This is a genomic window from Desulfosarcina variabilis str. Montpellier, assembly GCF_048565275.1.
Lineage (GTDB): Bacteria > Desulfobacterota > Desulfobacteria > Desulfobacterales > Desulfosarcinaceae > Desulfosarcina > Desulfosarcina variabilis.
The window spans coordinates 5,222,514-5,247,523 of sequence record NZ_CP159846.1; the positions used below are offsets into that span (position 1 = coordinate 5,222,514).

Here is a 25,010-nt window from a genome sequence, read left to right on the forward strand (position 1 = left end):
AATCGGGAATCATTATGAATCACCTCCGTTATGGCACCCGCTTCCATATTCATCATTACGATCTTACGGATGATCCTTTTTGCTTTCCATCAGTTGCAGAAACGGCCGGAACAAATCAATGGGCAGGGGAAACACCGTGGTGGTGTTGTTTTCAGCCGACATCTCCCGCATGGTCTGTAAATAACGCAGCTGGATGGCGGTCGGATAGGCGTCGATAATTTTGGCCGCCGCGGCCAGACGATCAGCGGCCTGGAATTCCCCTTCGGCGTTGATCACCTTGGCCCGCCGCTCCCGTTCGGCCTCAGCCTGTTTGGCCATGGCCCGCTGCATTTCCTGGGGCAGATCAATGTGCTTGAGTTCCACGGTGGCCACTTTGATCCCCCAGGGATCGGTGTGGGTGTCCAGAATTTCCTGCAGCTGAGCGTTGATCTTATCTCTGGCCGACAAAAGCTCGTCCAGTTCAGCCCCCCCACAGACGCTTCGCAAGGTGGTTTGGGCCAACTGCGAGATGGCATAGTTGTAGTTTTCCACTTCCACGATGGCCTTGATCGGATCGATCACCCGAAAATAGATCACGGCATTGACTTTCACGGATACATTGTCCAGGGTAATCACATCCTGGGGATCCACATCCATGGCCACCAGGCGCATGCTGACCTTGACCATTTTATCAACAATGGGAATCAGAATGATCAGTCCGGGTCCCTTGGCATTGATGACCCGACCTAACCGAAAAATGACGGCGCGCTCGTATTCGTTGAGAATCTTGAGGGCGGTGAAAAGAAAAAAAACGATCAGAACGATGACACCGATAATAGGGTACATGAATGCCTCCTTGTCTGGCCAGGACGGCCGGTAGAGTTGCAATAGGCAAATGGGTCATTTCTGGTTGGGCACTATTTTAGGGGTTCCACGTCAAGGGTCAAACCATCCACGGCGGTTACCCGCACCAGTGCACCGGCGTCCACAGGATGCTTGCAACGTGCAAACCACAACTCACCGTGAATCTGAACGCGCCCCTTGGGGGTCAGCGGTATCTTGACCATACCGATTTCGCCGATCAACCCGGACTGGCCGGTCATGGGCCGCCGAAACTGGGCACGAAAAACCAAACCGGCGACCACCACAAAAAAGCCACCCACCATGGCCAGCGTAGGCATGATGACACGCCAGGAAATCCCCGGCAGACCGCTATTCCGGTCAATCAACATCACCGATCCGATAAACAGACAAATAACTCCAGCCAGGCTGAGCAGCCCGTAGCTGGTAATTTTCATTTCCAGGATGAAAAAAATCAGCGCAAGAACGATCAACAACATGCCGGCAAAGTTGACCGGCAAAGTCTGAAACGAATAGAAGGCCAAGATCAGGGCAATGCTGCCGATCACTCCCGGCAGGATCACGCCGGGATGGGCAAGCTCGAAATACAGACCGGCCAGGCCGATCATCATCAATATATAGGCGATGTTGGGATCACTCAGGGCCTTTAACACCCGCGTACGCAAGGACTCTTTGATCCACACCCGCTGGTCGAGGTCAATGTCGACGGCATCCTTCTCCCCCACCTTGCGGCCGTTGATGGCCTCGAGCAACTGGTCCAGGTCCCGTGCCACCAAATCGATAATCTTCAGCTCAAGCGCCTCGGTTTCCGTGACCGATACGCTCTCGCGCACCGCCTTTTCAGCCCACTCTTGGTTGCGCCCCCGTCGGTTGGCGATGCTTTTTACAAAAGCCACCATATCGTTGGTCACCTTCTCGGACATGGTCTTGCCAATGTCCTTGCCGCCGGCTTGCACCGGATGCGCCGCGCCGATGTGGGTCCCGGGAGCCATGGCAGCGATATCGGCAGCCATGGTGATCATCACACCGGCCGAGGCGGCCCGGGCACCCGCAGGCGCGACATAGACCACCACCGGGATCCGGCTGGCGTAAATGGCCATGACCATCTTGCGCATGGATTCGGCCAGGCCGCCGGGGGTGTCCAGCACAACAATCAGGCAACTCGCCCCTTCCGCGTTGGCGCGCTGGATGGCGCTGTCAAAAAAATCTGCATTGCCAGGGGAAATGGCACCGGTGATCTCGACCAGATATACCGGCGCCCCATGGGCAGCCACCGGTGTGATCATGGCCAGACCGGCCAAAAGGACCAACATCAACAATGGGTTGAATCGAATTTGCATGAACACCCCCTCTATTGAATGAAACGGGGAGGTACGGTTAAAAATGCCGAATCACGATGATTCGGATGTGAGGCCTCAGGCCTCTTTTTTTTGAAAGCGGTGGTATGGTGCTTTGAACTGATGGTGCTTTGAACATATGGCTTTTTGAAAATAGCTGCATCAACAAAACTGATAAAATGCGCGGGTCATGCCAGTCGCCTCATAATCTGCTGGACATCGTTCCACACGTCCCGTTTGCGCTGCGGGTTGCGCAATAAATATGCCGGATGGAAAGTCGGCATCAGCGGAATGTCCATGAACGCGTGGAACCGACCCCTGAGCCGTGAAATGGATGTTTGTGTATCCAAAAGGGTACGCGCCGGCACGCTGCCCAGGGCGCAGATCACCGTGGGGTTGATTGCCGCCAATTGCCGTTTCAAAAACGGCAGGCATTGATGGATTTCCCCGGGCTCGGGGTTACGGTTGTCGGGCGGCCGGCATTTGACGATATTGGCGATGTAAACCGTCTCCCGGGACAATTTCATGGCCGCAATGATTTTGGTCAGCAGCTGTCCGGCGGCACCGACAAACGGTCGACCACATTGGTCCTCCTCAAAGCCAGGGCCTTCACCGACAAAAACCAGCCTGGCATCGGCGGCACCCTCACCAAATACAATGTGGGTTCTTGTTTTGCACAGTGGACAACGGGTGCAGTCCCCTAATTCGGCACGGATATCATCAAGGGTTTCCGGTGCAGCAGGCGGTTCAACGGCCGGATGCTTGGCTGCGGGGCGATCCGATTCCGGACGCGCAACCACCTGACGATCAGCGTTGCGTGGTTCAGACACAGAAGGGGCAATCGCGGAACGGTCTGGCGCATGACGCTCGGCTATGGGACGTTTATCAGCAAGATGCTTCGCCATCGGCGGGCCCACCCGCGTCAGGGTCTCGAACGCGGCGTCGGAGCAGTCAAACCCGGTACACCCGCTTTCCTTAAGGTAGTGCAAGGTATTGCGAATATCGTTAAAAATCTGCGCCAGAGGGGCTTGAGAGGTCATGGCCGGTCTCCGGATTCAGGATCGATCTGTCGATTTGCCGTCAGCAGGGTGGTCACCTGATCCAGAATCAGATGGGCGACGGCGTCTTTTTCCATTACATCCAATACCATTTTGCGCCCGTCGGCAAAAAACAGGGTCATGCGGTTGGTATCGGCGGCGAAGCCGGAATCCGGCGGGCCGATCAAATTGGCGGCGATCATGTCCAGATTTTTTTGGGCGACTTTTTTACGGGCATAGGCTTCCATATCCTGGGTTTCGGCGGCAAACCCCACCACAATCTGACCGGGACGCTTGCGCTGCCCGACGGTTTTAAGGATATCCGTGGTACGTTCCAACGCCAGGGTAATGCCTTGATCGCCCTTTTTCATTTTTTGGGTTGCGGCGTTCACTGGACGATAGTCGGATACGGCGGCCACCTTGATGACCACGTGGGCCTGGTCCAGTCGTTCGAATACGGCTTGGGCCATTTCATCCACGGTCACCACCGATATGGTCTCTACATTAAGCGGCGCTTCAAGAGCCACCGGCCCGCTGATCAAGGTCACCCGGGCCCCGCGATTTTCAGCGGCCCGGGCAATGGCGTAACCCATTTTGCCTGATGATGGATTACTGATAAAGCGCACCGGATCAATGGCCTCACGGGTCGGGCCAGCGGTAATCAGGATATTCTTGCCGGCCAGATCGTCGGGTGTAAGGTAGCTGACCAATCGGTCGACAATTTCTTCAGGTTCAGGTAGACGCCCCGGTCCAACGGCTTTGCAGGCCAGCGTCCCCTCTCCAGGAGCCAGAATCTGGCACCCGTCGGCAGCCAGACGCTCAAGGTTACGCTGGGTGGCCGGGTGTTCGAACATATTGGAATTCATCGACGGACAGATCATCACCGGACAGGTAACGGCCAGCATGAAGGTACTCAAGGCATCGTCGGCCATGCCGTGGGCCATTTTGGCCACCAGGTTGGCCGTGGCCGGGGCAACCACCACCGCCTGGGCGGCTTCAGCCCAGGCAATATGCCGAATGGCGGCATCATCGTTTTCTTCGAACAGATCCACAAAAACCGGATTTTCCGACAACATTTCGAATGTCATGGGCGCCACGAAACGCGTGGCGCTGCGGGTCATGATCACCCGCACGCGGGCCCCCAGTTTCACCAGTCGCCTGAGCACTTCCACACTTTTATAGGCGGCAATGCCACCACTGACGCCTAAAACGATCTGTTTATTTTTCAGCACTGCGTTTTTTATGTCCATCGGATTGTTTCTACTCGCTTGGCCGTTTGTCTGTAGCCTTGAAAATTGAAAGTTGTTGAAGTTGTCGAAGCGCCTTGTATCTGAGCAGCTGAGTCACCCAGCGTTCGATCAGATTTTGGATGCGCTCCCGGTGCACACTCGATTTTGGCCTTGCGCAAAGCGCCGTGTCCAGAGCCTTTGCAAGGTCCTTGCGATGCGGAGATTGCGTCAACAGATAACGATACACCTCGGCAGCGCTTTCATATCGTCCCTGCTGATACAACAGCCGGGCCATGGTTTCCGTATAAAACGTTTTATCATTATCAAAATCCACGTTTCATCCTCGACGTATTGGTTAGGGTACGCTGGATAGGATATCGTATCGTGAATTATCCGTTTTTTTTGGAAGCGCCTCCGGGAAGGATGAGGATGAGGTCGTTTTTACCCACCATCCCCAGCTCATTGCGGGCCACATTTTCGATATAGATCAGATCATGCCTCAACCGGCTGATATTGCGATATAGATTGGCGTTTTCCTGGGCCAGGGTTTCGTTTTGTTTGACAATCGTCTGCTGACGATCCCTCAGCCGCGACAGTTCTATCAGCCCATTATCACCCATCGCAATCAACAGCAACAGATTGAGTAGCACGACCGCCGTAATGCCGATGATGGTTTTGAGTCCACGACTCATGATCTACTCAAACTCCTTTTCACCAGGCCCATGACCTGATCCCACTGGGAAATGGCAAGGTATTTGGCGGCAACGGAAAAAACCGCCACACCGCTGCCGATGGCGATGACGATCATGATCGGAAGGCGCACCCCGCCGGGTAATGATTGTCGAAAAACAGGCAGCCGGCAGATCAACAGGACAACCACAGCCATGATTATCGACGCAGCGATTGTTTTCAGACAACTCACAAGAACTGGCCGCCATCGAATCAATCCCATTTTTTTTCTCAACAGGTAAACCATCAACGTCAGGTTTACCATGGATGCCAATGATGTGGCCAGGGCCAGCCCACCATGCTTCAGGGGCGCCATCAGGACCATGCCCAGCACAAGGTTGGTGGCAATGGAAACCGTCGCCGTCATTACCGGGGTTCGGGTATCCTTAAGGGCGTAAAACACTGAAACAACAATCCGCACCGATGAAAATGCCCATAATCCTAGTACATAGTACAAAAGCGCCATTGAGGTCAATCGCGTGGCCTGTTCATCAAATGCGCCGCGCTGAAATAAAAGCGCAACGATGGGATCGCGCAATACAATCAGCCCCACCATGGCCGGGATGGTAATGAACAGGACCAGACTCATGGCATGGCTAAAGGTGTCTGCCAGGCCAGCATAATCGCCCCCGGCAGCCTGCCGCGATAGGCTGGGTAAAACCGCGGTGGCCACGGCCTGACCGAAAATACCCAGGGGGAATTGGACAAGGCGGTCAGCATAATAAAGGTAGGCCACGCTGCCCTCGGCCAACAGTGAGGCGAGCAATGTTCCCACCAGAATGTTAATCTGATAGACCGCCGCTCCGAAAATGGTCGGCAGGAGCAGCACACCGACTTTTTTCATGGCCGGATGCCAGAGTCCGGATCGTTTCCAGAACCGGATGCCGTGTCTGGCCAGAAACGGCAGTTGCAATGCCAGTTGGAGCACGCCGCCGATCAAGACGCCGCCGGCCAGTCCCAGGCCCCGAACCGTTTGTGAATCCGAAAAAAGGGACGCGCCGAAAACGGCGCTGATCATGGACAGGTTCAGCAGCACCGGCGCAATCGCCGGTGCGGCAAAATGGCCGAGTACATTAAGAATGCCCATGCATAACGCTACGGTGCCGATCATGATCAGATAGGGAAACATCAGCCGTGTCAGGGTAATCGTCAGGGCCATTTTTTGGGGATCCTTGGCAAACCCCGGCGCAATCGTATGAACGATCAGCGGCGATGCGATGATGCCGATCATCGTGATCAAGGACAGCACCACCAAGAGCAGTTTTAAGGCACCAACGGCCAGGCGATGGCCTTCGGCCTTGTCTCCCTTGATCATGACTTGAGTGAAAACGGGAATGAAAGCGATGCTAAGCGATCCCTCACCGAACAACCGGCGCAATAAATTGGGAATCCGGAAGGCGGCGATAAATGCGTCCGCCACCATCCCCGCACCAAAAAATGATGCCAACACCATATCCCGGACATATCCTAAAAACCGGCTGATCAGGGTTGCGATTCCGATAATGCCGGCGGCCCGGGTCACCTGACGGTTCTCGCTGCCCGGCAGATGGACGTCGCGATTATTCATATGGACTCCACGATCAATAAAATCCCTTGACTTTTTCAAATGTTTTGTTTATTTGGAAATTTTATGTTTTTTCCAATTTATTTCCGAAAGGAGTACTAGCACGGTGGCTAATCATAAGTCAGCACTAAAACGCGCCATTCAAAGCGAACAGCGGCGCCAACGCAACAAAGCTGTTCAGACACGGGTTAAAAATGTCGTTAAAGATGTGAATCTATCCGTAGCGGAAAATGCCGATGATGCCGGTCAGCGCTTCAATGTCGCCAAATCCGTCATCGATAAAGCATCTAAAAAAGGGGTTCTCCATAAACGCACGGCCGCCCGCAAAATTTCCCGTTTGGCCAAAAAGGTCAACGCCCTGTAGTTTATATCCACCATCTGCAGCATCACAACGAATGATCGGCAGTGGAAGCGCCACTGCCGATCTTGAAAAAATACAGCTAATGCGGATAGATCAGAAGTCATCCGTCAGCTGCGTGAAGGCCGATTCGGCTATCTTTTTGGAAATTTCGGCAATCGCATCCGACTTGTACTGATCCGTTTTCGTTTTATTTTCGGCCACCACGTTAAAGGCTTCGTGCTCAACAATATTTGCCGATCGCCAGAGTACACGTCCATCCGGTGATTCGAGCCGCAGGCTCAAGGTGCCGGTCACTCGCCGCTCAATGGCGGTTGAGACACTGGACCGGGAAATGTTTTCCACGGAAAAACTAACGATGGTTCCAAGAAGGATCCCATCTGCCGCAGATCGGTCTTTGGCCAAGCCCTCCTTGCGACTTCGCGTGAATTCATAAATCAGGTCATTGGTAAACACTCTTTCCGCGCCGGTTTCCGTGGTTCGGTTTTCCATCATGGGGATAAATATGCGTGTCACCCCCGCCGGAAATCTTCCGCCACCGGCAAAATGGTAGCCGCAGGCGGTCACCATTGCCGCTATGAGCCATCCTATAAACATCCAATTAAATTGGATTTTCATCGTATCACCGTGTTTCAAACAACAATATTAACAAGCTTGTTCTTGACCGTAATCACTTTTTTAATCGGCTTTTCACCGACAAAGGCAATAATGCGCTCATCGGCCAGCGCCCGTTCCTTAAGCGATTCCGGGTCAGCATCCAGGGCCGCATTAAAACGGCTGCGCAATTTGCCATTGACCTGCACCACCACTTCCACTTCATCTTTTATCGTGGCGGCCTCGTCAAAAACCGGCCAGGCGCTGAGCAAGACGCTTTGGTTATATCCCAGGGCCTCCCACAGCTCTTCGCAGAAATGAGGCACAATGGGGGACAGCAGCAGTACGGCGGTTTCAAGTCCGAAGCGAACCGTCTGTTTGCTTGCATCGTCCGCTTTGAGATCCTCGATGGCCTGCATGGTGTTGACCAATTCCATGACTGCACTGATAACCGTGTTGAAATGAAACCGTTCCTCGATGTCCTGAGTCACCCGTTTGATGGTCTCATGGGTTTTGCGATACACCTCTTTAAATGATCCCGTCAGGGTGGCGGGATCAACCGGAGCATTTTTACAGTCCGCCACAACGGGCAGCCAACGCTCGGCCAGGCGCCAGACCCGCTGCAAAAACCGGTAACTGCCTTCAACGCCCTGGTCGCTCCACTCCAGATCCCTTTCCGGCGGGGCGGCAAACAAACAAAACAACCGCGTGGTGTCCGCACCGTATTGATCGAGCAGCACATTGGGATCAATGACGTTCTTCTTGGATTTGGACATTTTCTCAACCCGGCCGACGGTCACCGGTTTGCCGCACTCGATGCAGGTACGCGTGTCATCGTCTCCGTCAACGACCTGTTCGGGGAAGAGGAACCCGTGTTCGGGACAGGCGGTGGTTTCCTTGCAGACCATGCCTTGCGTGAGCAGCCGGGTAAAGGGTTCCTTGAATTTGACCAGCCCCATGGCTTCCAGCACGCGGGTGTAATAGCGCGAGTACAACAGGTGCAAGATGGCATGCTCCACCCCGCCAATGTACTGATCTACAGGCATCCAATAATCGACCGCAGCCGTATCAAACATGGCCGTGTCGCAGCGGGGACTGCAATACCGGTCAAAATACCAGGAGGATTCCACAAAGGTATCCATCGTATCGGTTTCACGCCGGGCGTCCTCCCGGCCGCATTGGGGGCAGCGGGTTCGGACGAATTCGTCCAGCGTGGGCAGTGGACTGCGCCCCCCCTCCAAAAGGTCCGCATCTTCGGGCAGCACGATGGGCAAATCGGATTCCGGAACCGGTACGATCCCACAGTCGGGACAGTGGATCATGGGAATGGGCGCCCCCCAATACCGTTGCCTGGAGATCCCCCAGTCCCGCAGTCGGAAACTGACCGTCTTTTTACCCAGATCGTTTTTGTCCATATAGTCGGTGATAGCCTCCATGGCCTTTCGATTGGGCATGCCGTTGAAATCACCGGAGTTGACCATGGTGCCGTCATCGGTGTAAGCGGCGGCCATGGTATCCCCGTCAAGGGCTTCATCGGGCGGACTGACCACCACAACCACGGGCAGATCGTATTTGCGGGCAAAATCAAAATCGCGCTGATCATGGGCCGGAACCGACATCACGGCGCCGGTGCCGTACTCCATCAGGGCAAAATTGGCCGTATAAATGGGCATCTGTCTGCCGTTCATCGGGTTGATGCAATAGGCACCGGTAAAAACCCCTTCTTTTTCATAATTTTCGATAGCTTTGCTGGAGCGGTCCTGCAGGGCAATGCGATCGACAAAGGCGGTCACGGCCGCTTCCTGCTCAGTCCCGGCCGCCAGTTCGGGAACCAACGGGTGTTCGGGGGCCAGACACATAAACGTCGCACCGAAAATCGTATCCGGCCGGGTGGTAAAAACGCTGATCAAAGCATCGCTGTCCTTAACGGCAAAACGGATTTCCGCCCCCATACTTTTGCCGATCCAGTTGCGCTGCATGGTGGTGACCTTGTCCGGCCAACCGGGCAGCATATCGCAATGCACCAACAGATCTTCGGCAAAGTCGGTGATTTTGAAAAACCATTGCCACAGCTTTTTTTGCCGTACCGGCTTACCACAGCGCCAGCACATGCCCGCTTCCACCTGCTCGTTGGCCAAAACGGTCTGGCAGGGCTCACACCAGTTGACATAGGATTCTTTGCGATAGGCCATGCCTTTTTCGACCATTTTCAAAAACAGCCACTGTTCCCAGCGATAATATTCGGGACGGCAGGTGGCCAGTTCCCGATCCCAGTCATAGGAAAAGCCAATACGCTTGAGCTGGGCCCGCATGGCATTGATATTTTCGTAGGTCCACTTTGCCGGATGGGTGTTGTTGGCGATGGCCGCATTTTCGGCGGGCATACCGAAAGCGTCCCAGCCCATGGGATGCAACACGTTGAACCCGCGCATGCGTTTGTAGCGAGCCACCACATCACCGATGGTATAATTCCTCACATGTCCCATATGGATTTTACCGGATGGATACGGGAACATTTCGAGCAGATAATATTTTTTTTGATCGGGTGCCTCGACAACCTTGAACAGATTGTCGGCCTGCCACCGTTTCTGCCATTTGGCTTCAATTTTTTGAGGATGATAGCGTGAATCCATAAATCTTCCTATCTTCTTGCGAATATTGTTTATTTTACCTGTATTGGAGAGGTTCTCTCATGCCACAAAGCCCGCTAAATAGCAAGCGTCGAAGTCCCTAGCAGCCTCACTCAGGCCAGTGCGCATCGACGGCATCCGCATGCAATTGAATCGTTTGCCCCTTCCCATCAACCAATCATATTGGTATAATAAATCAATTCATTATTATTATTTCAGGCATCCCATCTTTTTCCTGCAGTATACCAAAATACCGTTGACTTAGGCCTAACAATCGATTATTTAAGGAAATTTAATGTACGTAAAATTGAAAGGAAAACCGCTTCCGACGAATGACCAGTAAAATTCTCATTAATGCGGTGGACCCCGAAGAAGTGCGCCTTGCTATTGTCAAGGACTGTCGACTCGAAGAGTTTCATATCGAGAGCGCGGCCCGGGAGATTCTCCACAGCAGCATTTTCAAGGGGGTTATCACCCGAATTGAACCCAGTCTCCAAGCCGTATTTGTTGATTTCGGCGCTGAACGTCACGGATTTTTGCAACGCCAGGAGATCCACAGTGACTATTTTCAGGACCCGCCGACCAACGGTCACAGCATTCAAAACTTAGTTAAGCGCGGCCAGGAACTCGTGGTCCAGGTGACCAAAGATCCGATCATGAAAAAAGGGGCCATGCTCACCACATTTGTTTCCCTGCCGGGCCGCCATGCGGTTCTGATGCCGGGCAGCAGTAATCGCGGCATCTCCCGCAAGATTGATGATGAGACGGAACGCAATCGGCTCAAGGAGATTATCGACAAACTCGATCTGCCGGATGGATTCGGCCTGATCATCCGCACGGCCGGCCAGGGATGCACGAAAACCATGCTGTCCAAGGACGTCCGCTACCTGCTGCGTTTGTGGAAGGATATTACCGAGCGGGCCGTCAATGCCCAGGCGCCGTGCGCTCTGTACAAGGACCGAAACCTGGCCGTGCGGTCCATCCGTGATCACTTTTCAGCGGACATCAAAGAAATATTGATTGACGATGAATCCGTGCACCATGAGGTGAAAGATTTCCTGCGCATCATTTCTCCCAAGCAGACCGGTATTGTCAAACTCCATAAGTCGGACAAACCCATCTTCACCCGTTTTCAACTGGAAGATCAAATCGCGACAATCTTTAACAATCGGGTGGGGCTCAAATCCGGAGGATCGGTTGTTTTGGAACGGACCGAGGCGCTGGTGGCCATTGATGTCAATTCAGGCAAGGGAACCCAGAAAAAAAATATCGAGGAAACCGCGCTGATGACCAATCTGGAGGCGGCGGTAGAAATCGCCCGCCAGCTCCGGATTCGGGATCTGGGTGGGTTGATCGTGATTGATTTCATTGATATGCGGGAACAAAAACACCGCAATCAGGTGGAAAAGACACTCCGGGCCAGCATGAAACAGGACCGGGCTAGAGTGAAACTCGGCAAAATTTCAAAATTCGGTCTGTTGGAACTGTCCCGTCAGCGCCTGCGTCCTTCCATTGATTTTGGCAGCATGCAAACCTGTTCGCATTGCAATGGCAAGGGACAGGTACCGTCCACGGAATCGCTGGGACTCAGTGTACTGCGCAAGCTCAAACTCGACTCCCTGAAAGACGGACTGCGTCAGATTTCCGCGCAATTGCCAGTCCAGGTGGCGACCTACCTGCTCAACCGCAAGCGCAGGGAACTGAGCGATCTGGAATATAAGCGGGGCATCACCATCAATATCACTGCCCGTGACGATTTGATCCCCGGCCAGATGGAATTCAACTATGACCGGAAAACCAAAACCGAGGAGAATCCAGCCTCTTAAAGACATTTTTGGCACGTCTTTAGATGCGCATGATCACCAAGAATGATTTGACGAGGGGGGTGATTTGCAGTATACCTGCGCCACTTTCACATGTCGCCTACCCAGCATGATGACGGACAATACGGTTGACAACCAGATCAGCAACCGCTTGAATTTTTCTATAGGAGGTTTTTTTACTGATGAGTATCGCTTATGCAATGGGACAGGCAGGAGGAGCCGCACCTGGCGGTGCAGGAGGATTCGCGTCGTTTATACCGCTGATCCTCATGTTCGTGATTTTTTATTTCCTCTTGATCCGTCCGCAGCAAAAAAAGACAAAAGAACATCGCCAAATGATCGAAAATCTGAAAACCGGAGACCGCATTATCACCGCTGGTGGGTTGCATGGTCGGATCACCGGTGTATCGGAAGCCTTTCTGACCGTGGAAATCGCCGAAAAGGTTCGCGTGCGCGTAAATCGGAGCAGCGTCTCCGGCCTGATGCAGACTACTTCCCCGCCGGCCAGCCCAAAAAAAGATAAGAAAGACTAATCCGACAACGGTAAAGCCTAAGTTCGCATTGTTTTGTCCCCAACGCCTCATTTGATGCCAGCCTATTGACTTGCGTCAGGCGCGGTCCTGTTGCTGCAGGTTAATGGCAGGCATCTTGACGCGTCGGGTATTGGCGAACAGATCATGAAAGGAAACAACGTTGAAAAATCTTTCTTGGAGGCTCATCATCATCGCAGCGGTCATTTTGATCGCTGCGGTTTATGTGATTCCGACATTCCGTCCCGGTATTTGGCCCCATAAAAAAATCAATCTGGGGTTAGACCTTCAAGGTGGCATGCACCTGGTTTTGGAAGTCGACGCAGATAAAGCCGTTGACAACACCATCGAACGGATGGGTCAGGAACTGCGCGAGATGCTTCGCAAAGAGCAAATTCGCACCGTGGGTCTGGATCGCATTGAGGCTGCCAAATTATCGGTCAAGGTGGCCGATACCGAGGCCGACCGTCTGGAGGAACTGCTTGATCAGGAGTTTCGCGATCTTAGAATCGTAAAACGATCAGACAGTGAAGGGGTTCGCGAGGTGGTCTTGGATCTTCCGGACAAGGAAGCCGATCATATCCGCAAGATGGCCGTGGATCAGGCGTTGGAAACCATTCGCAACCGTATCGACCAGTTCGGCGTCAGTGAACCGGATATCCGCATTCAAGGCGAACGGCGGGTTCTGGTCCAACTGCCCGGCATCAAGGATACCAAGCGCGCCAAGGGCCTGATCGGTAAAACCGCCCTTTTGGAATTCAAACTGCTCGACGAAGACCACGATATTGAATCCGCCTTGAAAGGCAACGTTCCCGCCAGCAGCGAAATTCTTTACGAAACCAAAGAAGATCCAACGACCCATCACATCAGCAAGATTCCCTATCTGGTAAAAAAACGAACCTCACTTACCGGCGCCTATCTGACCGATGCCAAGGTACAAATCGACAGCCAGTACAATGAGCCTTATGTATCGATTACCTTTGATAAAAAAGGCGCCCGTCTGTTTGCCCGCATCACCGAGGAAAACGTGAAAAAACGGTTGGCCATCGTGTTGGATGACAATATCTACTCGGCCCCGGTCATCCAGGAAAAAATCGCCGGCGGAGAGGCCCGCATCACCGGCAATTTCACCACCGAGGAGGCGCGCGATCTGGCTATCGTATTGCGTGCCGGTGCACTGCCGGCACCGGTGCAGATACTGGAAGAACGAACCGTCGGCCCATCCCTGGGAACCGACTCCATTCGCATGGGGCTGCTTTCCATGTGCGTGGGAGGGCTTCTCGTCGTCCTGTTTATGGCGATCTACTACAAGGGGTCCGGAATCGTGGCCGACTTCGCGCTGATTCTGAACATCCTTCTCATTGCCGGCGGACTGGCCGGTTTCGGCGCTACCCTGACCCTGCCGGGCATTGCCGGAATTATTTTGACGATTGGGATGGCCGTGGATGCCAATGTGCTGATTTTCGAACGTATCCGAGAGGAAATGCGACTGGGCAAAACGCCTCGCGCCGCGGTTGACGCCGGTTATGATCGCGCCACGCTGACCATTCTGGACGCCAATGTCACCACCCTGATCGCCGCCTTGGTCCTGTTTCAATTCGGGACCGGTCCGGTAAAAGGGTTTGCCGTCACATTGAGCCTCGGCGTGGTGGCCAGTTTGTTTACGGCATTGGTGGCGACCCGCGCCATTTTTGATTATTTTTTAATCAACCGAAAAATACGTACGATCAGTATTTAGGGGCAAACGCGATTTGCCAAGCTCCACCGTCAGCATCGGTCGGCAACAGAAACCCCACCATCGAGGAATTGTTACATGCAGTTAGTCAAACCGGGTATTAACATCGACTTTATCGGCAAACGGAAGATCGCCTTCATCCTTTCGGTACTGATGATCATGATCAGCATCGGCTCGCTACTGATCCATAAAGGTCCCCGTTATGGCATCGACTTTGCCGGCGGCACCCTGGTTCAGGTTAAATTCTCGGCGCCTGTTGCCATCGATCGCATCAAGGACGGACTGGCCAAAATGGATATGAAGGCATCGACGATTCAACAGTTCGGTCATGTTGGCGATAACGAATACCTGATCCGCACCGATATAACCACATCGGCCATGGAAGGGCTTTCTGAAACCATTGAAAACCAGTTGGGCGAGGCTACCGGTGTATCGGTGGAACTCCGGCGCATGGAAATGGTGGGGCCCCAGGTGGGTCAGGATTTACGCGAAAAAGCGTTGTTTGCCATGTTTTATGCCCTGCTTTTCATCACCGTGTATATTTCCGGCCGGTTTGAATTGAAATGGGCCAAAAGTGGGATTGTCGCCGCTGCCCTCATGGGAGCGGTCTATGTGCTTTCATTGTTCAATGTGTCAGTTCCTTTTTTAATGCTGGCGGCCCTGATAGTCAGTTTGGTGATTTTCTGGTTTTTTGAATTCAAATATGCCATGGGCGCCATCGTGGCTCTGATTCACGATGTGACCATCACAGTCGGCCTGTTTTCCATATTCGACATAGAATTCACCTTGCCCATCATCGCGGCACTGCTCACCATCATCGGCTATTCCCTTAACGATACGATTATTGTTTTCGATCGTATCCGGGAGAATCTGCGCAAATATCATCGGGAATCCATGGCCACGATTCTAAATAAAAGCGTCAATGAAACCCTGAGCCGGACACTGCTCACCTCCCTGACCACCCTGGTTGTGGTGATCGCCTTGTTTGTGCTCGGTGGCGGTATTATTCACGACTTTTCCTTTGCCCTGCTGATTGGCGTATTGGTTGGAACCTATTCGTCAGTCTATGTGGCCAGTCCTATTTTGTTGGCATGGCAGACACGGAGCAAGTAAATGGCTGACCCGCGGCCCTGGCTTGCCCTGAAAAGCGTGCCAGGTGTGGGCAATCTGCTGTTCACGCGGCTGGTCAACCATCTTGGATCACCGGATGCGGTGCTTGCCGCCGACGAACCGGCCCTTCTAGCGGTTCAGGGTGTCACTGCCCGCCTGTCAGCCGCCATCCTGGGCCATCGGGGAGGGACAGCAGCCAATCAGGAGTGGGAGGCAGCGCAAAAAAAAGGATATCAGATCATCACCCAGGCCGACCCGCAGTATCCAGCGCTTTTAACCCAGATTCCGGACCCCCCACCGGTGCTTTATGTTTACGGTACCCTGCCAGCGACCGATGACCTGACCATTGCGGTCGTGGGGTCCCGCCATGCCACGGACTATGGCATCAGTGCCACCCGGCAGTTGAGCATGGATCTGGTCAGACAAGGCGTAACCATCGTCAGCGGCCTGGCCCGAGGCATCGACAGCGCCGCTCATGCTGGTGCCATTGCCGCTGGAGGAAAAACAGTATCCGTTATCGGAACCGGCTTGGACCGCATTTATCCTCGGGAGAATGAACGGCTGTATCATCAAATTGCCGAAAACGGGGCGGTGATCACTGAATTTGCCCTTGGCACCGGGCCGGATGCGCATCACTTTCCGGTCCGCAACCGCATTATCAGCGGCATGAGCCATGGAACCGTGGTGGTGGAGGCCACGGCCCGCAGCGGGTCCCTGATCACCGCCCGTCTGGCCGCCGAACAGGGCCGGGACGTATTTGCCGTACCAGGCAATATTCATTCATTCAAAAGTGTGGGCACTCACAAGTTGATCAAAGAAGGCGCCAAGCTGGTGGCCCATGCCTGGGATGTGCTGGATGAGTTTGCCCACATCAATTCTCGGCCTCCGGCAGATCCAACGCCGCCTGAATCTGTCCGGCCCCATTTGACGGAATCCGAAGCCATGGTTATGGATAGTCTCGAGGCGGATCCTGTGCATATCGACGATCTGGCTCGTAAATTGGGGTTGCCATCGGGCAAATTGTCCGGGATACTGCTTCAATTGGAACTAAAGGGACTGGCATCCCAATCACCGGGAAAACGGTTTGCGCTGAAGGCCGGCATTAAATGATATCATGAACCATAAAACCGTTTGTTTACGGTAAACGATAGAAAACAACAAAAAGAGGTATCTGGTGAGTAAACCCCTGGTAATCGTGGAATCACCGACAAAGGTCAGAACCATTAAAAAATATCTGGGCAACGACTACAATGTCGCCGCAACGGTCGGCCATATCAAGGATCTGCCCAGCAAGGATTTGGGAATTGATATAGAAAACGATTTTTCCCCCCACTATCGCACCATTCCAGGCAAATCCAAAGTGCTGAGTCAATTGAAATCGGCTGCCGGCGATACGGCCGACATCTATCTGGCCCCTGACCCGGATCGCGAAGGTGAAGCCATTGCCTGGCACACCGCCGATGTGCTGAAAAAAAAGGGCCGCCGCTTTCATCGGGTCCTGTTTCACGAACTGACCAAAAACGCCATCCTGGAGGCCATGCAAAAGGCCCAGGATTTGGATCGCGACAAATATGAGGCCCAGCAGGCCCGCCGCATCCTTGATCGCCTGGTGGGTTACCAGATTTCGCCCTTGCTGTGGCGCAAGGTCAAGGGTGGTCTTTCCGCCGGTCGGGTCCAATCTGTGGCCGTGCGCATTATCTGCGATCGGGAACGGGCCATCCAGGCCTTCACGCCGGTCGAATACTGGTCCATCACCGCCAATTTAAAGGGCAACCAGCCACCGCCATTTTCCGCCAAACTGGCGCGCAAAAACGGGAAAAAAATCGAAATTCCCGATGAAGCCACGGCCAGTGCCATTGTCAAGGATCTGGAAGCCGCCGGTTTCGTGCTCGATAAAATCGTCAAGCGCACCACCCGGCGCAATCCCCTGCCGCCATTTATCACCAGCAAATTACAACAAGAGTCCATTCGCAAACTGCGCTTCTCGGCCAAGAAAACCATGATGGTTGCCCAGCAACTTTATGAGGGCATCGATTTGGGACCCGGCGAGCCGGTCGGTTTGATCACTTACATGCGAACCGATTCAACCCGCATTGCTGACGAAGCGGCGCAGGAAGCCTTGGCACTGATCCAGGAGCGATTCGGCAAGGATTACGCCATTGCCAAACCGCGGGTGTTCAAAAACAAAAACAAGGCCCAGGACGCCCATGAGGCCATCCGCCCCACGTCGGTCTATCATACACCCGAAAAAGTCAAACCCCATCTTTCCAAGGATCAACTGGCCCTGTACACGATGATCTGGCAACGCTTTATGGCCTCCCAGATGGCCCAGGCGCTGATCGATCAGAAAACCCTGTCCATCGCTGCCGCTGAATACACCCTCACCGCCAGTGGATCATCGGTGAAGTTTCCCGGCTTTCTGGCCGTGTATCAAAGCGCCGATGACGAGGCGGAGAGCAATAAAAAAAGCCAGCCCCTGCCGGAGCTTGACGAAAAATCCGTGCTCGACCTCTTATCCATCGATCCCAAACAGCATTTTACCCAGCCGCCGCCACGCTTTTCCGAAGCGTCGCTGGTCAAGGAACTGGAAGAAAACGGGATCGGCCGGCCCAGCACCTATGCCGCGATCTTGTCCACGATCCGGGACAAGGGCTACGTGGAACTGCTCAAAGGCTATTTTCGGCCCACCGAACTGGGCTTCATCGTCAATGACCTGCTGATCGCCAATTTCCCCGACATTCTGGATGTGGAGTTCACCGCCCGCCTTGAATCCGATCTGGACCGGGTGGAACAGGCGGATGTGGAGGCCCTGACCATTCTCAAACATTTTTACGGCCCGTTCAGCAAAAAGTTGGAGGAAGCCGCAGAAGGCATGCTTAGCGTCAAAGGCGTGGGCATGCCCACGGAGCTGACCTGTCCTTTGTGCAAAAAAAATCCGCTGCGCATTAAAATGGGCAAGAACGGCCATTTTCTGGCCTGTTCAGGGTACCCCGAGTGTACCTATTCCAGTGACTATGAACGGGATGAGAAAGGTGCGATTTCACCGGTGGCGCCGGTGCAGAGCGAAGCCACCGACAAAACATGCGATAAATGCGGCAAACCAATGGTCATCAAACGCGGTCGCTACGGTGATTTCCTGGCCTGCTCAGGATACCCGGAATGCAAACATACCCAGTCGCTGAACAGCGGCCCCAATGCCAAACCGATTGGCATGGCCTGCCCCGAAGCGGGCTGCGATGGTGAAATCGTTGAAAAAAGGTCCAAGCGGGGCAAGGTCTTTTACGGTTGCAACCGCTATCCAGATTGCAGTTTTGCCAGTTGGGACCGACCCATCGCCAAAGCCTGCCCGGCTTGCGGCAACGCCTATATGGTAGAAAAAACCACCAAGCGCGAGGGAACCGTCTGGGTCTGCCCCAACCGTGAATGCCGCCATCGCATGCCGCCTGACACCGAATAGCCCGATCGGGGCGACCGCTGGGTCGCCCCTTACAACCACAACCCCGACAAATTCAACAAACTCAATAAACGCAACCAACACCATAACCTAAAAAAACACGAAAACGCCCATGAATACAGCCCACATTCGCCTGATTGGCGCTGAAATGAATCTGGACGCGTCACGGATCGAGTCCGTGGCCAAACTTTTGGATGAAGGGGCCACGGTGCCCTTTATCGCCCGGTATCGCAAGGAAGCCACCGGTAGCCTGGACGAAGTCGCCGTATCCACCATCCGCGATCGCCTGGCGCAATTGCAGGAATTGGACGATCGCCGGGAAACGATCCTGGCATCTTTGGAACAACATGGTCATCTGACCGACGCGCTCAAAGATCAGGTGCTGGCCGCCCAGACCATGACCGAGTTGGAAGACATTTACCTGCCCTACCGGCCCAAGCGCCGCACGCGGGCAACCATTGCCCGTGAAAAGGGACTGGAGCCGCTGGCCGAAATGCTGCTGGGCCAGGAGCAAGGCGACCCCGTGGAATGGGCCGCCGATTATATGGATGCGGAAAAAGGCGTTGAATCTGCCGAGGATGCCCTGGCCGGGGCAAGGGATATTGTCGCCGAAATCATCAACGAAGATCAACAGGCCCGCTCCCGCATCCGGGAACTGTTTGCCCAAACGGCCATCATCAAAAGCCAGGTGATCACCGGCAAAGAAACCGAGGGCGCCAAATACAAGGATTATTTTGACTGGAGCGAACCGGTCACGTCCGCGCCGTCCCATCGCATCCTGGCCATGCGGCGCGGTGAAAAGGAGGACATTCTGAGCCTGTCCATCGCCCCGGATGCCGAACCGGCCCTGGCCATCCTCGAAGATCTTTTCGTCAAAAGCGATCGCCCGGCATCGGAGCAGGTGCGGCTGGCCGCTCACGATGCTTACAAACGGCTGTTGTCGCGTTCCATGGAAACCGAGGTGCGCGTGGCCCTCAAGGAACGGGCCGATGATGAGGCCATTCGCGTTTTTGCCGACAACCTACGCCAGTTGCTGCTGGCATCTCCTTTGGGGGCCAAACGCGTCATGGGCATTGACCCGGGCTATCGCACCGGATGCAAGGTGGTATGCCTGGATCGCCAGGGAAAATTGCTGCACAATGACACCATCTATCCCCACGGCTCTGATCGTCAGGCCGAGGCGGCCGCGCAAACCGTCCAGACCCTGTGCAGTCAATTCGCCATCGAGGCCGTTGCCGTGGGCAATGGTACGGCCGGCCGGGAGACCCAGGCGTTCGTTGAAAAATCCATCGATGCCAAGGTATTGCCGGTGATCATGGTCAACGAAAGCGGGGCCTCGATCTATTCGGCATCGGAAATCGCCCGCCAGGAGTTCCCCGACCAGGACATCACGGTGCGCGGGGCGGTCTCCATTGGCCGGCGGCTGATGGACCCGCTGTCCGAACTGGTTAAGATCGACCCCAAATCCATCGGTGTCGGCCAGTACCAGCACGATGTGGATCAGTTTTCCCTGAAGCGGTCCCTGGACGACGTTGTGATCAGCTGCGTCAATGGAGTCGGGGTTGAGATAAACCGCGCCAGTGTCCAGTTGCTCACCTATGTGTCGGGGCTGGGTCCCCAGCTGGCCAAAAACATCGTCGCTTACCGGGATGAACACGGCGCATTCACAAGCCGTAAAGATCTAAAGCAGGTGCGACGCCTGGGGCCCAAGGCGTTTGAGCAGTGCGCCGGCTTTCTGCGCATTAAAGGCGGTGAAAATCCGCTGGATGCCAGTGCGGTGCATCCGGAAAGCTACCCGGTGGTCCAGGCCATGGCCCAGGATTTGGGGTGCGGCGTATCCGATCTGATCAACGATGAAGCGCTGCGCAAAAAGATCGATCTGAACCACTATGTGAGTGACGCCGTGGGGCTGCCGACGCTTACGGACATTGTCGCCGAACTGGCCAAACCAGGCCGGGATCCCCGCGAGCCATTCGAACAGTTTTCCTTTGACGAGCATGTCTCGACGATTCAGGATCTTAAGCCGGGCATGCGCCTGCCCGGTATCGTGACCAATGTCACCAACTTCGGTGCCTTCGTGGACATCGGTGTTCATCAGGACGGCCTGGTGCATATCAGCGAATTGTGCGACCGCTTTGTCAAAACCCCCTCAGAGGTGGTCAGCGTGCAACAAAAAGTCAAGGTGACGGTCCTGGAAGTGGATCTGGACAGACGCCGCATCGGCCTGTCCATGCGCAGTCAACCGGGCAAAAAACCGCAAGCTGCCTCAGCCAACCCGCCCAAACGAAAAAGCGGGGGCCGCCCGCCTGCCAAACCTGCCAAACGGGGTAAACCCGCGCCATCAGGCCCCCAGCCATTTAACAACCCTTTTGCCGAGGCCTTTAAAAAAGCGTCCCGACAATCGCAAGGCAAACGATGATCGCCGTCGTTCAGCGCGTGACAGAAAGCCGCGTCACAGTCGATGAAAAGGTCGTGGGCGCCATCGGGCCGGGTCTCAATGTACTGCTGGGCGTGGCGGTTGGTGACAGTGATGCCGATGCAGACTACCTGGCGGCCAAAGTGGCCAACCTGCGTATTTTCGAGGACACGCAAGGCAAGATGAATAGGTCGCTTTGTGATAAGGGAGGCCAGATGCTGGTGGTCTCCCAGTTCACCCTTTTGGGAGATTGTCGTAAAGGGCGGCGTCCCTCTTTTGCCCATGCCGCTCCACCGGAGCCGGCCCAAAGGCTCTACCAGCGCTTCATCGATCAGGTCAGGCAACTGGGCGTAGCGGTTCAGACCGGCCGGTTCGGTGCCATGATGCAGGTCACCATCGTCAACGACGGGCCTGTCACGCTGATGGTTCATAGCCGGTAATCCGGCCTTCATCTTTTTGTGATCTTTTTTGCCGTTGATACTGCTGTAAAGTTTCACGGCATTTGTCCGATATTCATAGCAATGCGATCGAATAAAAAAAATTTTCGCATTGGCGACTTAAAACCGGCACTGACGGATTTCGGACAATCATGCCCCAACACCAACATGAAAACCATCGGTCCACCAAGGGACCGGGCAAAATCATTGCCGTGGGCGGCGCCAAGGGCGGAATTGGAAAAAGCCTGTTCGTCGCCAATCTGGGGGTGCTGCTCTCCCAATTAGGCAAAAAAACAGTGCTGGTGGACCTTGATCTGGGCGCGTCGAATCTTCACCTTTATATGGGCCTCTGGAGTCTGCCTCACTGCATTGATGATTTTCTGAACAAGACCGTTTCCTGTATTGACGACATCATGGTTCCCACCAAGTACGGCCCTCGGCTTATCGGCGGAAGCGGTTGCAAGCTGGGTGATGCCAACATTCATTTTTCCCGAAAAGTAAAACTGCTGCGCGCCATTAAAGATCTTGACGCCGATTATGTGATTATCGACTTGGGGGGCGACACAACCTACAACATCCTCGATTTTTACCTTGCTGCGGACCAGGGACTGATTCTGACGACCTGTGAACCCGCTTCATATATGGACGCCTATGGGTTTATCAAACTATCCCTACAGCGAAAATTGACACGCCTTTTCGGTGCTGAATCCGTGCATTACAAAAACAGTGACCGCCATTTGGAACAGCTGATCAGGGATTTTTTTTTCTCAAAGGACACGGCCCACGCCCGTCATATCAGTAATTTGCTGAGCCATCTGGAAAACGAATATCCATCCCAAGTCCCGTTTGTCAAAAAAGTCATCGATGATTTTCGGCCGGCCACCATCGTCACCATGATCCAGGCCCAAGCGCAGGTTGACGAGCTGGTTACGCGGCTTAAAAATGTATCCCGTAAAATCCTGTCCATTGATTTGGATTATTTCGGGTGTTTGCCTTTTGAATCACAGGTTCAGCAAAGTGCCGTGGACCTGGTGCCATATGTATCCAGAACATCAAACGGCAATTTTACCAAGGCACTGCGCCGAATCACGTTAAGGATGGAGATGGTCTAACCCAGCTTCGATCCAATTCGTATTGTCGCTCTTTTACAATTTTGCCGGTCGTAAAAGCAGACACCATTCAAAGCTTGTCCAATCCTGTCGGATTTGCTATTCATTCAGAAGAATGAGGTAATTTTTCCATTTTGTACCCCATTGTCGTTGCTTGTCACACAAGCAACAAAGACAGTTATTGGATCATGGCTCGATTCGATCAATGATAAACGCATCCGCTTTTTTCTCCGTGCTGACGATCAATCGAACGGTCACCGACCGGCAACCATCCAGCCGAGCACACAATTAAATTTAGTCTAATCGTTGTTGTCCGTCCATATTCAGGCAAATTGAGTCTTTGATCAAGCCGCTCGAATGCGCTTACCAAAAGGCGATCGCTGATATTTCGAGGATAGAATTTTTCAGGCCATGCCGATATCGGAAAAAATGGTCGTTTATGGATGGGCAGCCAGTGTTTACGAATACGATTTACGATTCGTTGACACGAATTAACCCTTGAACAAAGGTTGAATCCCATGGATTCCTCGATCCAAACGTTAGATGACCCTCATGAAAGCAAAATGAAGGCCGACGCGACTGGAGCCCCTCCCATGGAAACCGTTGGCGTTTACCTTAAAAAAGAGCGAGAGTCTAAAAATCTCAGTTTGCGTGAGGTTGCCCGATTAACCAAAATATCTGAGCTGTATCTCGACTGCATTGAAAAAGATGATTACGAAAAAATACCCAAAGGTCCCTATGTAAAAGGGTATATATCGTCTTATTCGCGTGTGATCGGGGTGGACACGCAACAGGCTTTGGCGCTTTATGATTCCGCCAATGAAAAGAAAGAGCAATCCGATGCCCCTCAGGTCGACATCGCACCGGCCACGGGGTGGAAAGTAGCTTTAGCCAATGCGCTCACATCCTTGGTGGAATGGGTCAATCAAAGGAAAGAACGGTTCCAGCTCACCACAGCAAAAGCCATTGATGCAACCGCGCCGCCCAATGCCACACCATCTTTGTCGGGAAAGAAAAATGTATCGACTGACGACGCTCGTTCTGATGAACCCACCCCCGACGCGGCCGACACGATTGATGAAAACCGGGAATCGTCTGTTTTAATTCATTTTTCTAAGTTTGCTCCGCCGTCCCAGGTCAGCCATGGGATAGACCACGCGCCCGGGCCTGCCCCCAAAACAGACAGGATTTCTTCTAAATCCGAAATTATACCAATCCATCACAAAGTCATTGATTTTTTTAAAGCTGTCGGCATTGGGTTTCTGTCAACTTTTTCAGACGGTGCCCTCAAGGGCTGGCCGCGACCGTCCCGTGACTTTCTGGTCTCCCTGGTTGTCCTGCTGCTGGGGGCAACGATTTTGGTTTTCAGCGGCATCGGCGTGTACCATGTTTTTTTCTTTGATAAACAGATATCGGTCACCACCGGAACAGCGCCATCGCCCCCCCCTTCCACCTCATCCCAATGGGCAATACCGCATAAGACATCACGCTTTGAAAAGCCTGATACCGTGCCCCTATTGCCCCCCATCGCCCCCGAACCGCCGGCGAATCCGCCGGCACAGCCGGTGCGGCAGAGCGAGCCAACGCCGCCCGTTGTGGATCAAAACAGCCAGAAGCCTGTTAAATCCAAAGAGACTGCAGCCGTGCCAGACGAAAAGGTCACCCAACCGGCCGAAGCCAACATCAAAGTATTGAAAGCGGCCATCTGTACGTCGATCAAGGACCGGATGCCAGACGGGGTGGCCAGCGTATTCCCGTTTTCCGTAGGGCGCGTCTATGTATGGTCCCATGTTCAGGCTGAACACTATCCAACAACCATCCGGCACATCTATTATCATGAAGGTCAGATTGTGAACCGAGTCAAGTTGAGCGTCCGCGCCCCTTTCTGGCGGACATGGAGTCTTAAAAGTATCGACAAGGATCGTTATCGCGGGCATTGGCGCGTTGATATCACCGACGATAACGACCAGTTGCTAAGGCGTCTTTATTTCGAAATCGACTGATTTGAGGACTTGCCGCAATCAAGCGCTCGACGCCCACGCTTGGGATTGCATCAAAACAATCGCATGTGATTCAGG

At 53.9% G+C, this 25,010-nt stretch carries 20 protein-coding genes; 11 read left to right on the forward strand and 9 right to left on the reverse strand.

Annotated elements, in window-relative coordinates; translation table 11 throughout:
* Positions 1 to 63: 63 nt before the first annotated feature.
* From Dvar_RS23625 to murJ, 7 genes are all read right to left on the reverse strand, one after another.
* The gene (locus Dvar_RS23625; protein ID WP_419655578.1) at positions 64 to 825 is read right to left on the reverse strand and encodes a slipin family protein; all 762 of its coding nucleotides are present in this window, start codon (positions 823 to 825) and stop codon (positions 64 to 66) included.
* Between the two features lie 71 nt (positions 826 to 896).
* Positions 897 to 2,180, reverse strand: coding sequence for an NfeD family protein (locus Dvar_RS23630; protein ID WP_419655579.1), 1,284 nt, complete (start codon positions 2,178 to 2,180; stop codon positions 897 to 899).
* A gap of 185 nt (positions 2,181 to 2,365) precedes the next feature.
* Positions 2,366 to 3,217: a uracil-DNA glycosylase gene (locus Dvar_RS23635; RefSeq protein ID WP_419655580.1), complete on the reverse strand. Its 852-nt coding sequence runs from the start codon at positions 3,215 to 3,217 to the stop codon at positions 2,366 to 2,368.
* Positions 3,214 to 4,464 carry a bifunctional phosphopantothenoylcysteine decarboxylase/phosphopantothenate--cysteine ligase CoaBC gene (gene coaBC / locus Dvar_RS23640; RefSeq protein ID WP_419655581.1) on the reverse strand — a complete coding sequence of 417 codons (1,251 nt, stop codon included), beginning with the start codon at positions 4,462 to 4,464 and terminating at the stop codon, positions 3,214 to 3,216. The genes Dvar_RS23635 and coaBC overlap by 4 nt, the downstream gene beginning before the upstream one ends.
* Before the next feature lie 10 nt (positions 4,465 to 4,474).
* Entirely contained in the window at positions 4,475 to 4,777 is a 303-nt protein-coding gene (locus Dvar_RS23645) for a hypothetical protein (RefSeq protein ID WP_419655582.1), read from the reverse strand.
* 55 nt (positions 4,778 to 4,832) lie between these two features.
* The gene (locus Dvar_RS23650; protein WP_419655583.1) at positions 4,833 to 5,135 is read right to left on the reverse strand and encodes an FtsB family cell division protein; all 303 of its coding nucleotides are present in this window, start codon (positions 5,133 to 5,135) and stop codon (positions 4,833 to 4,835) included.
* Positions 5,132 to 6,739 carry a murein biosynthesis integral membrane protein MurJ gene (gene murJ, locus Dvar_RS23655; protein WP_419655584.1) on the reverse strand — a complete coding sequence of 536 codons (1,608 nt, stop codon included), beginning with the start codon at positions 6,737 to 6,739 and terminating at the stop codon, positions 5,132 to 5,134. Before murJ ends, Dvar_RS23650 begins: the two co-directional genes overlap by 4 nt.
* Before the next feature lie 103 nt (positions 6,740 to 6,842).
* Between murJ and rpsT the strand changes: the two genes are divergently transcribed.
* The gene (gene rpsT / locus Dvar_RS23660; protein ID WP_419655585.1) at positions 6,843 to 7,100 is read left to right on the forward strand and encodes a 30S ribosomal protein S20; all 258 of its coding nucleotides are present in this window, start codon (positions 6,843 to 6,845) and stop codon (positions 7,098 to 7,100) included.
* A 90-nt stretch (positions 7,101 to 7,190) separates the two neighbouring features.
* Here the strand turns inward: rpsT and lptE are convergent, their stop codons facing one another.
* Positions 7,191 to 7,712 (reverse strand): LPS assembly lipoprotein LptE, encoded by a 522-nt coding sequence (lptE, locus tag Dvar_RS23665; protein ID WP_419655586.1) that lies wholly within the window; start codon positions 7,710 to 7,712, stop codon positions 7,191 to 7,193.
* Positions 7,713 to 7,726: 14 nt separating this feature from the next.
* Positions 7,727 to 10,321, reverse strand: coding sequence for a leucine--tRNA ligase (gene leuS / locus Dvar_RS23670; protein WP_419655587.1), 2,595 nt, complete (start codon positions 10,319 to 10,321; stop codon positions 7,727 to 7,729).
* Between the two features lie 329 nt (positions 10,322 to 10,650).
* On the opposite strand from leuS, the gene Dvar_RS23675 reads away from it, so the two are divergent.
* From Dvar_RS23675 to Dvar_RS23720, 10 genes are all read left to right on the forward strand, one after another.
* On the forward strand, positions 10,651 to 12,144 hold the full coding sequence (locus Dvar_RS23675; protein ID WP_419655588.1) for an Rne/Rng family ribonuclease: 1,494 nt from the start codon (positions 10,651 to 10,653) through the stop codon (positions 12,142 to 12,144).
* Between the two features lie 179 nt (positions 12,145 to 12,323).
* The gene (gene yajC / locus Dvar_RS23680; protein WP_419655589.1) at positions 12,324 to 12,674 is read left to right on the forward strand and encodes a preprotein translocase subunit YajC; all 351 of its coding nucleotides are present in this window, start codon (positions 12,324 to 12,326) and stop codon (positions 12,672 to 12,674) included.
* 160 nt (positions 12,675 to 12,834) lie between these two features.
* Positions 12,835 to 14,409, forward strand: a complete 1,575-nt coding sequence (gene secD, locus Dvar_RS23685) for a protein translocase subunit SecD (RefSeq protein ID WP_419655590.1) — start codon at positions 12,835 to 12,837, stop codon at positions 14,407 to 14,409.
* A gap of 75 nt (positions 14,410 to 14,484) precedes the next feature.
* A complete protein-coding gene (secF, locus tag Dvar_RS23690) occupies positions 14,485 to 15,519 on the forward strand; it encodes a protein translocase subunit SecF (protein WP_419655591.1) in 1,035 nt (344 codons plus the stop codon).
* Positions 15,520 to 16,626 carry a DNA-processing protein DprA gene (dprA, locus tag Dvar_RS23695; RefSeq protein ID WP_419655592.1) on the forward strand — a complete coding sequence of 369 codons (1,107 nt, stop codon included), beginning with the start codon at positions 15,520 to 15,522 and terminating at the stop codon, positions 16,624 to 16,626.
* Between the two features lie 64 nt (positions 16,627 to 16,690).
* Positions 16,691 to 18,973: a type I DNA topoisomerase gene (gene topA / locus Dvar_RS23700; protein WP_419655593.1), complete on the forward strand. Its 2,283-nt coding sequence runs from the start codon at positions 16,691 to 16,693 to the stop codon at positions 18,971 to 18,973.
* Positions 18,974 to 19,082: 109 nt separating this feature from the next.
* A complete protein-coding gene (locus tag Dvar_RS23705) occupies positions 19,083 to 21,389 on the forward strand; it encodes a Tex family protein (RefSeq protein WP_419655594.1) in 2,307 nt (768 codons plus the stop codon).
* A complete protein-coding gene (gene dtd, locus Dvar_RS23710; protein WP_419655595.1) occupies positions 21,386 to 21,826 on the forward strand; it encodes a D-aminoacyl-tRNA deacylase in 441 nt (146 codons plus the stop codon). Before Dvar_RS23705 ends, dtd begins: the two co-directional genes overlap by 4 nt.
* Positions 21,827 to 21,975: 149 nt before the next feature.
* A complete protein-coding gene (locus Dvar_RS23715; RefSeq protein WP_419655596.1) occupies positions 21,976 to 22,935 on the forward strand; it encodes an AAA family ATPase in 960 nt (319 codons plus the stop codon).
* Between the two features lie 590 nt (positions 22,936 to 23,525).
* Positions 23,526 to 24,935 (forward strand): DUF2914 domain-containing protein, encoded by a 1,410-nt coding sequence (locus Dvar_RS23720; protein WP_419655597.1) that lies wholly within the window; start codon positions 23,526 to 23,528, stop codon positions 24,933 to 24,935.
* Positions 24,936 to 25,010: the final 75 nt, after the last annotated feature.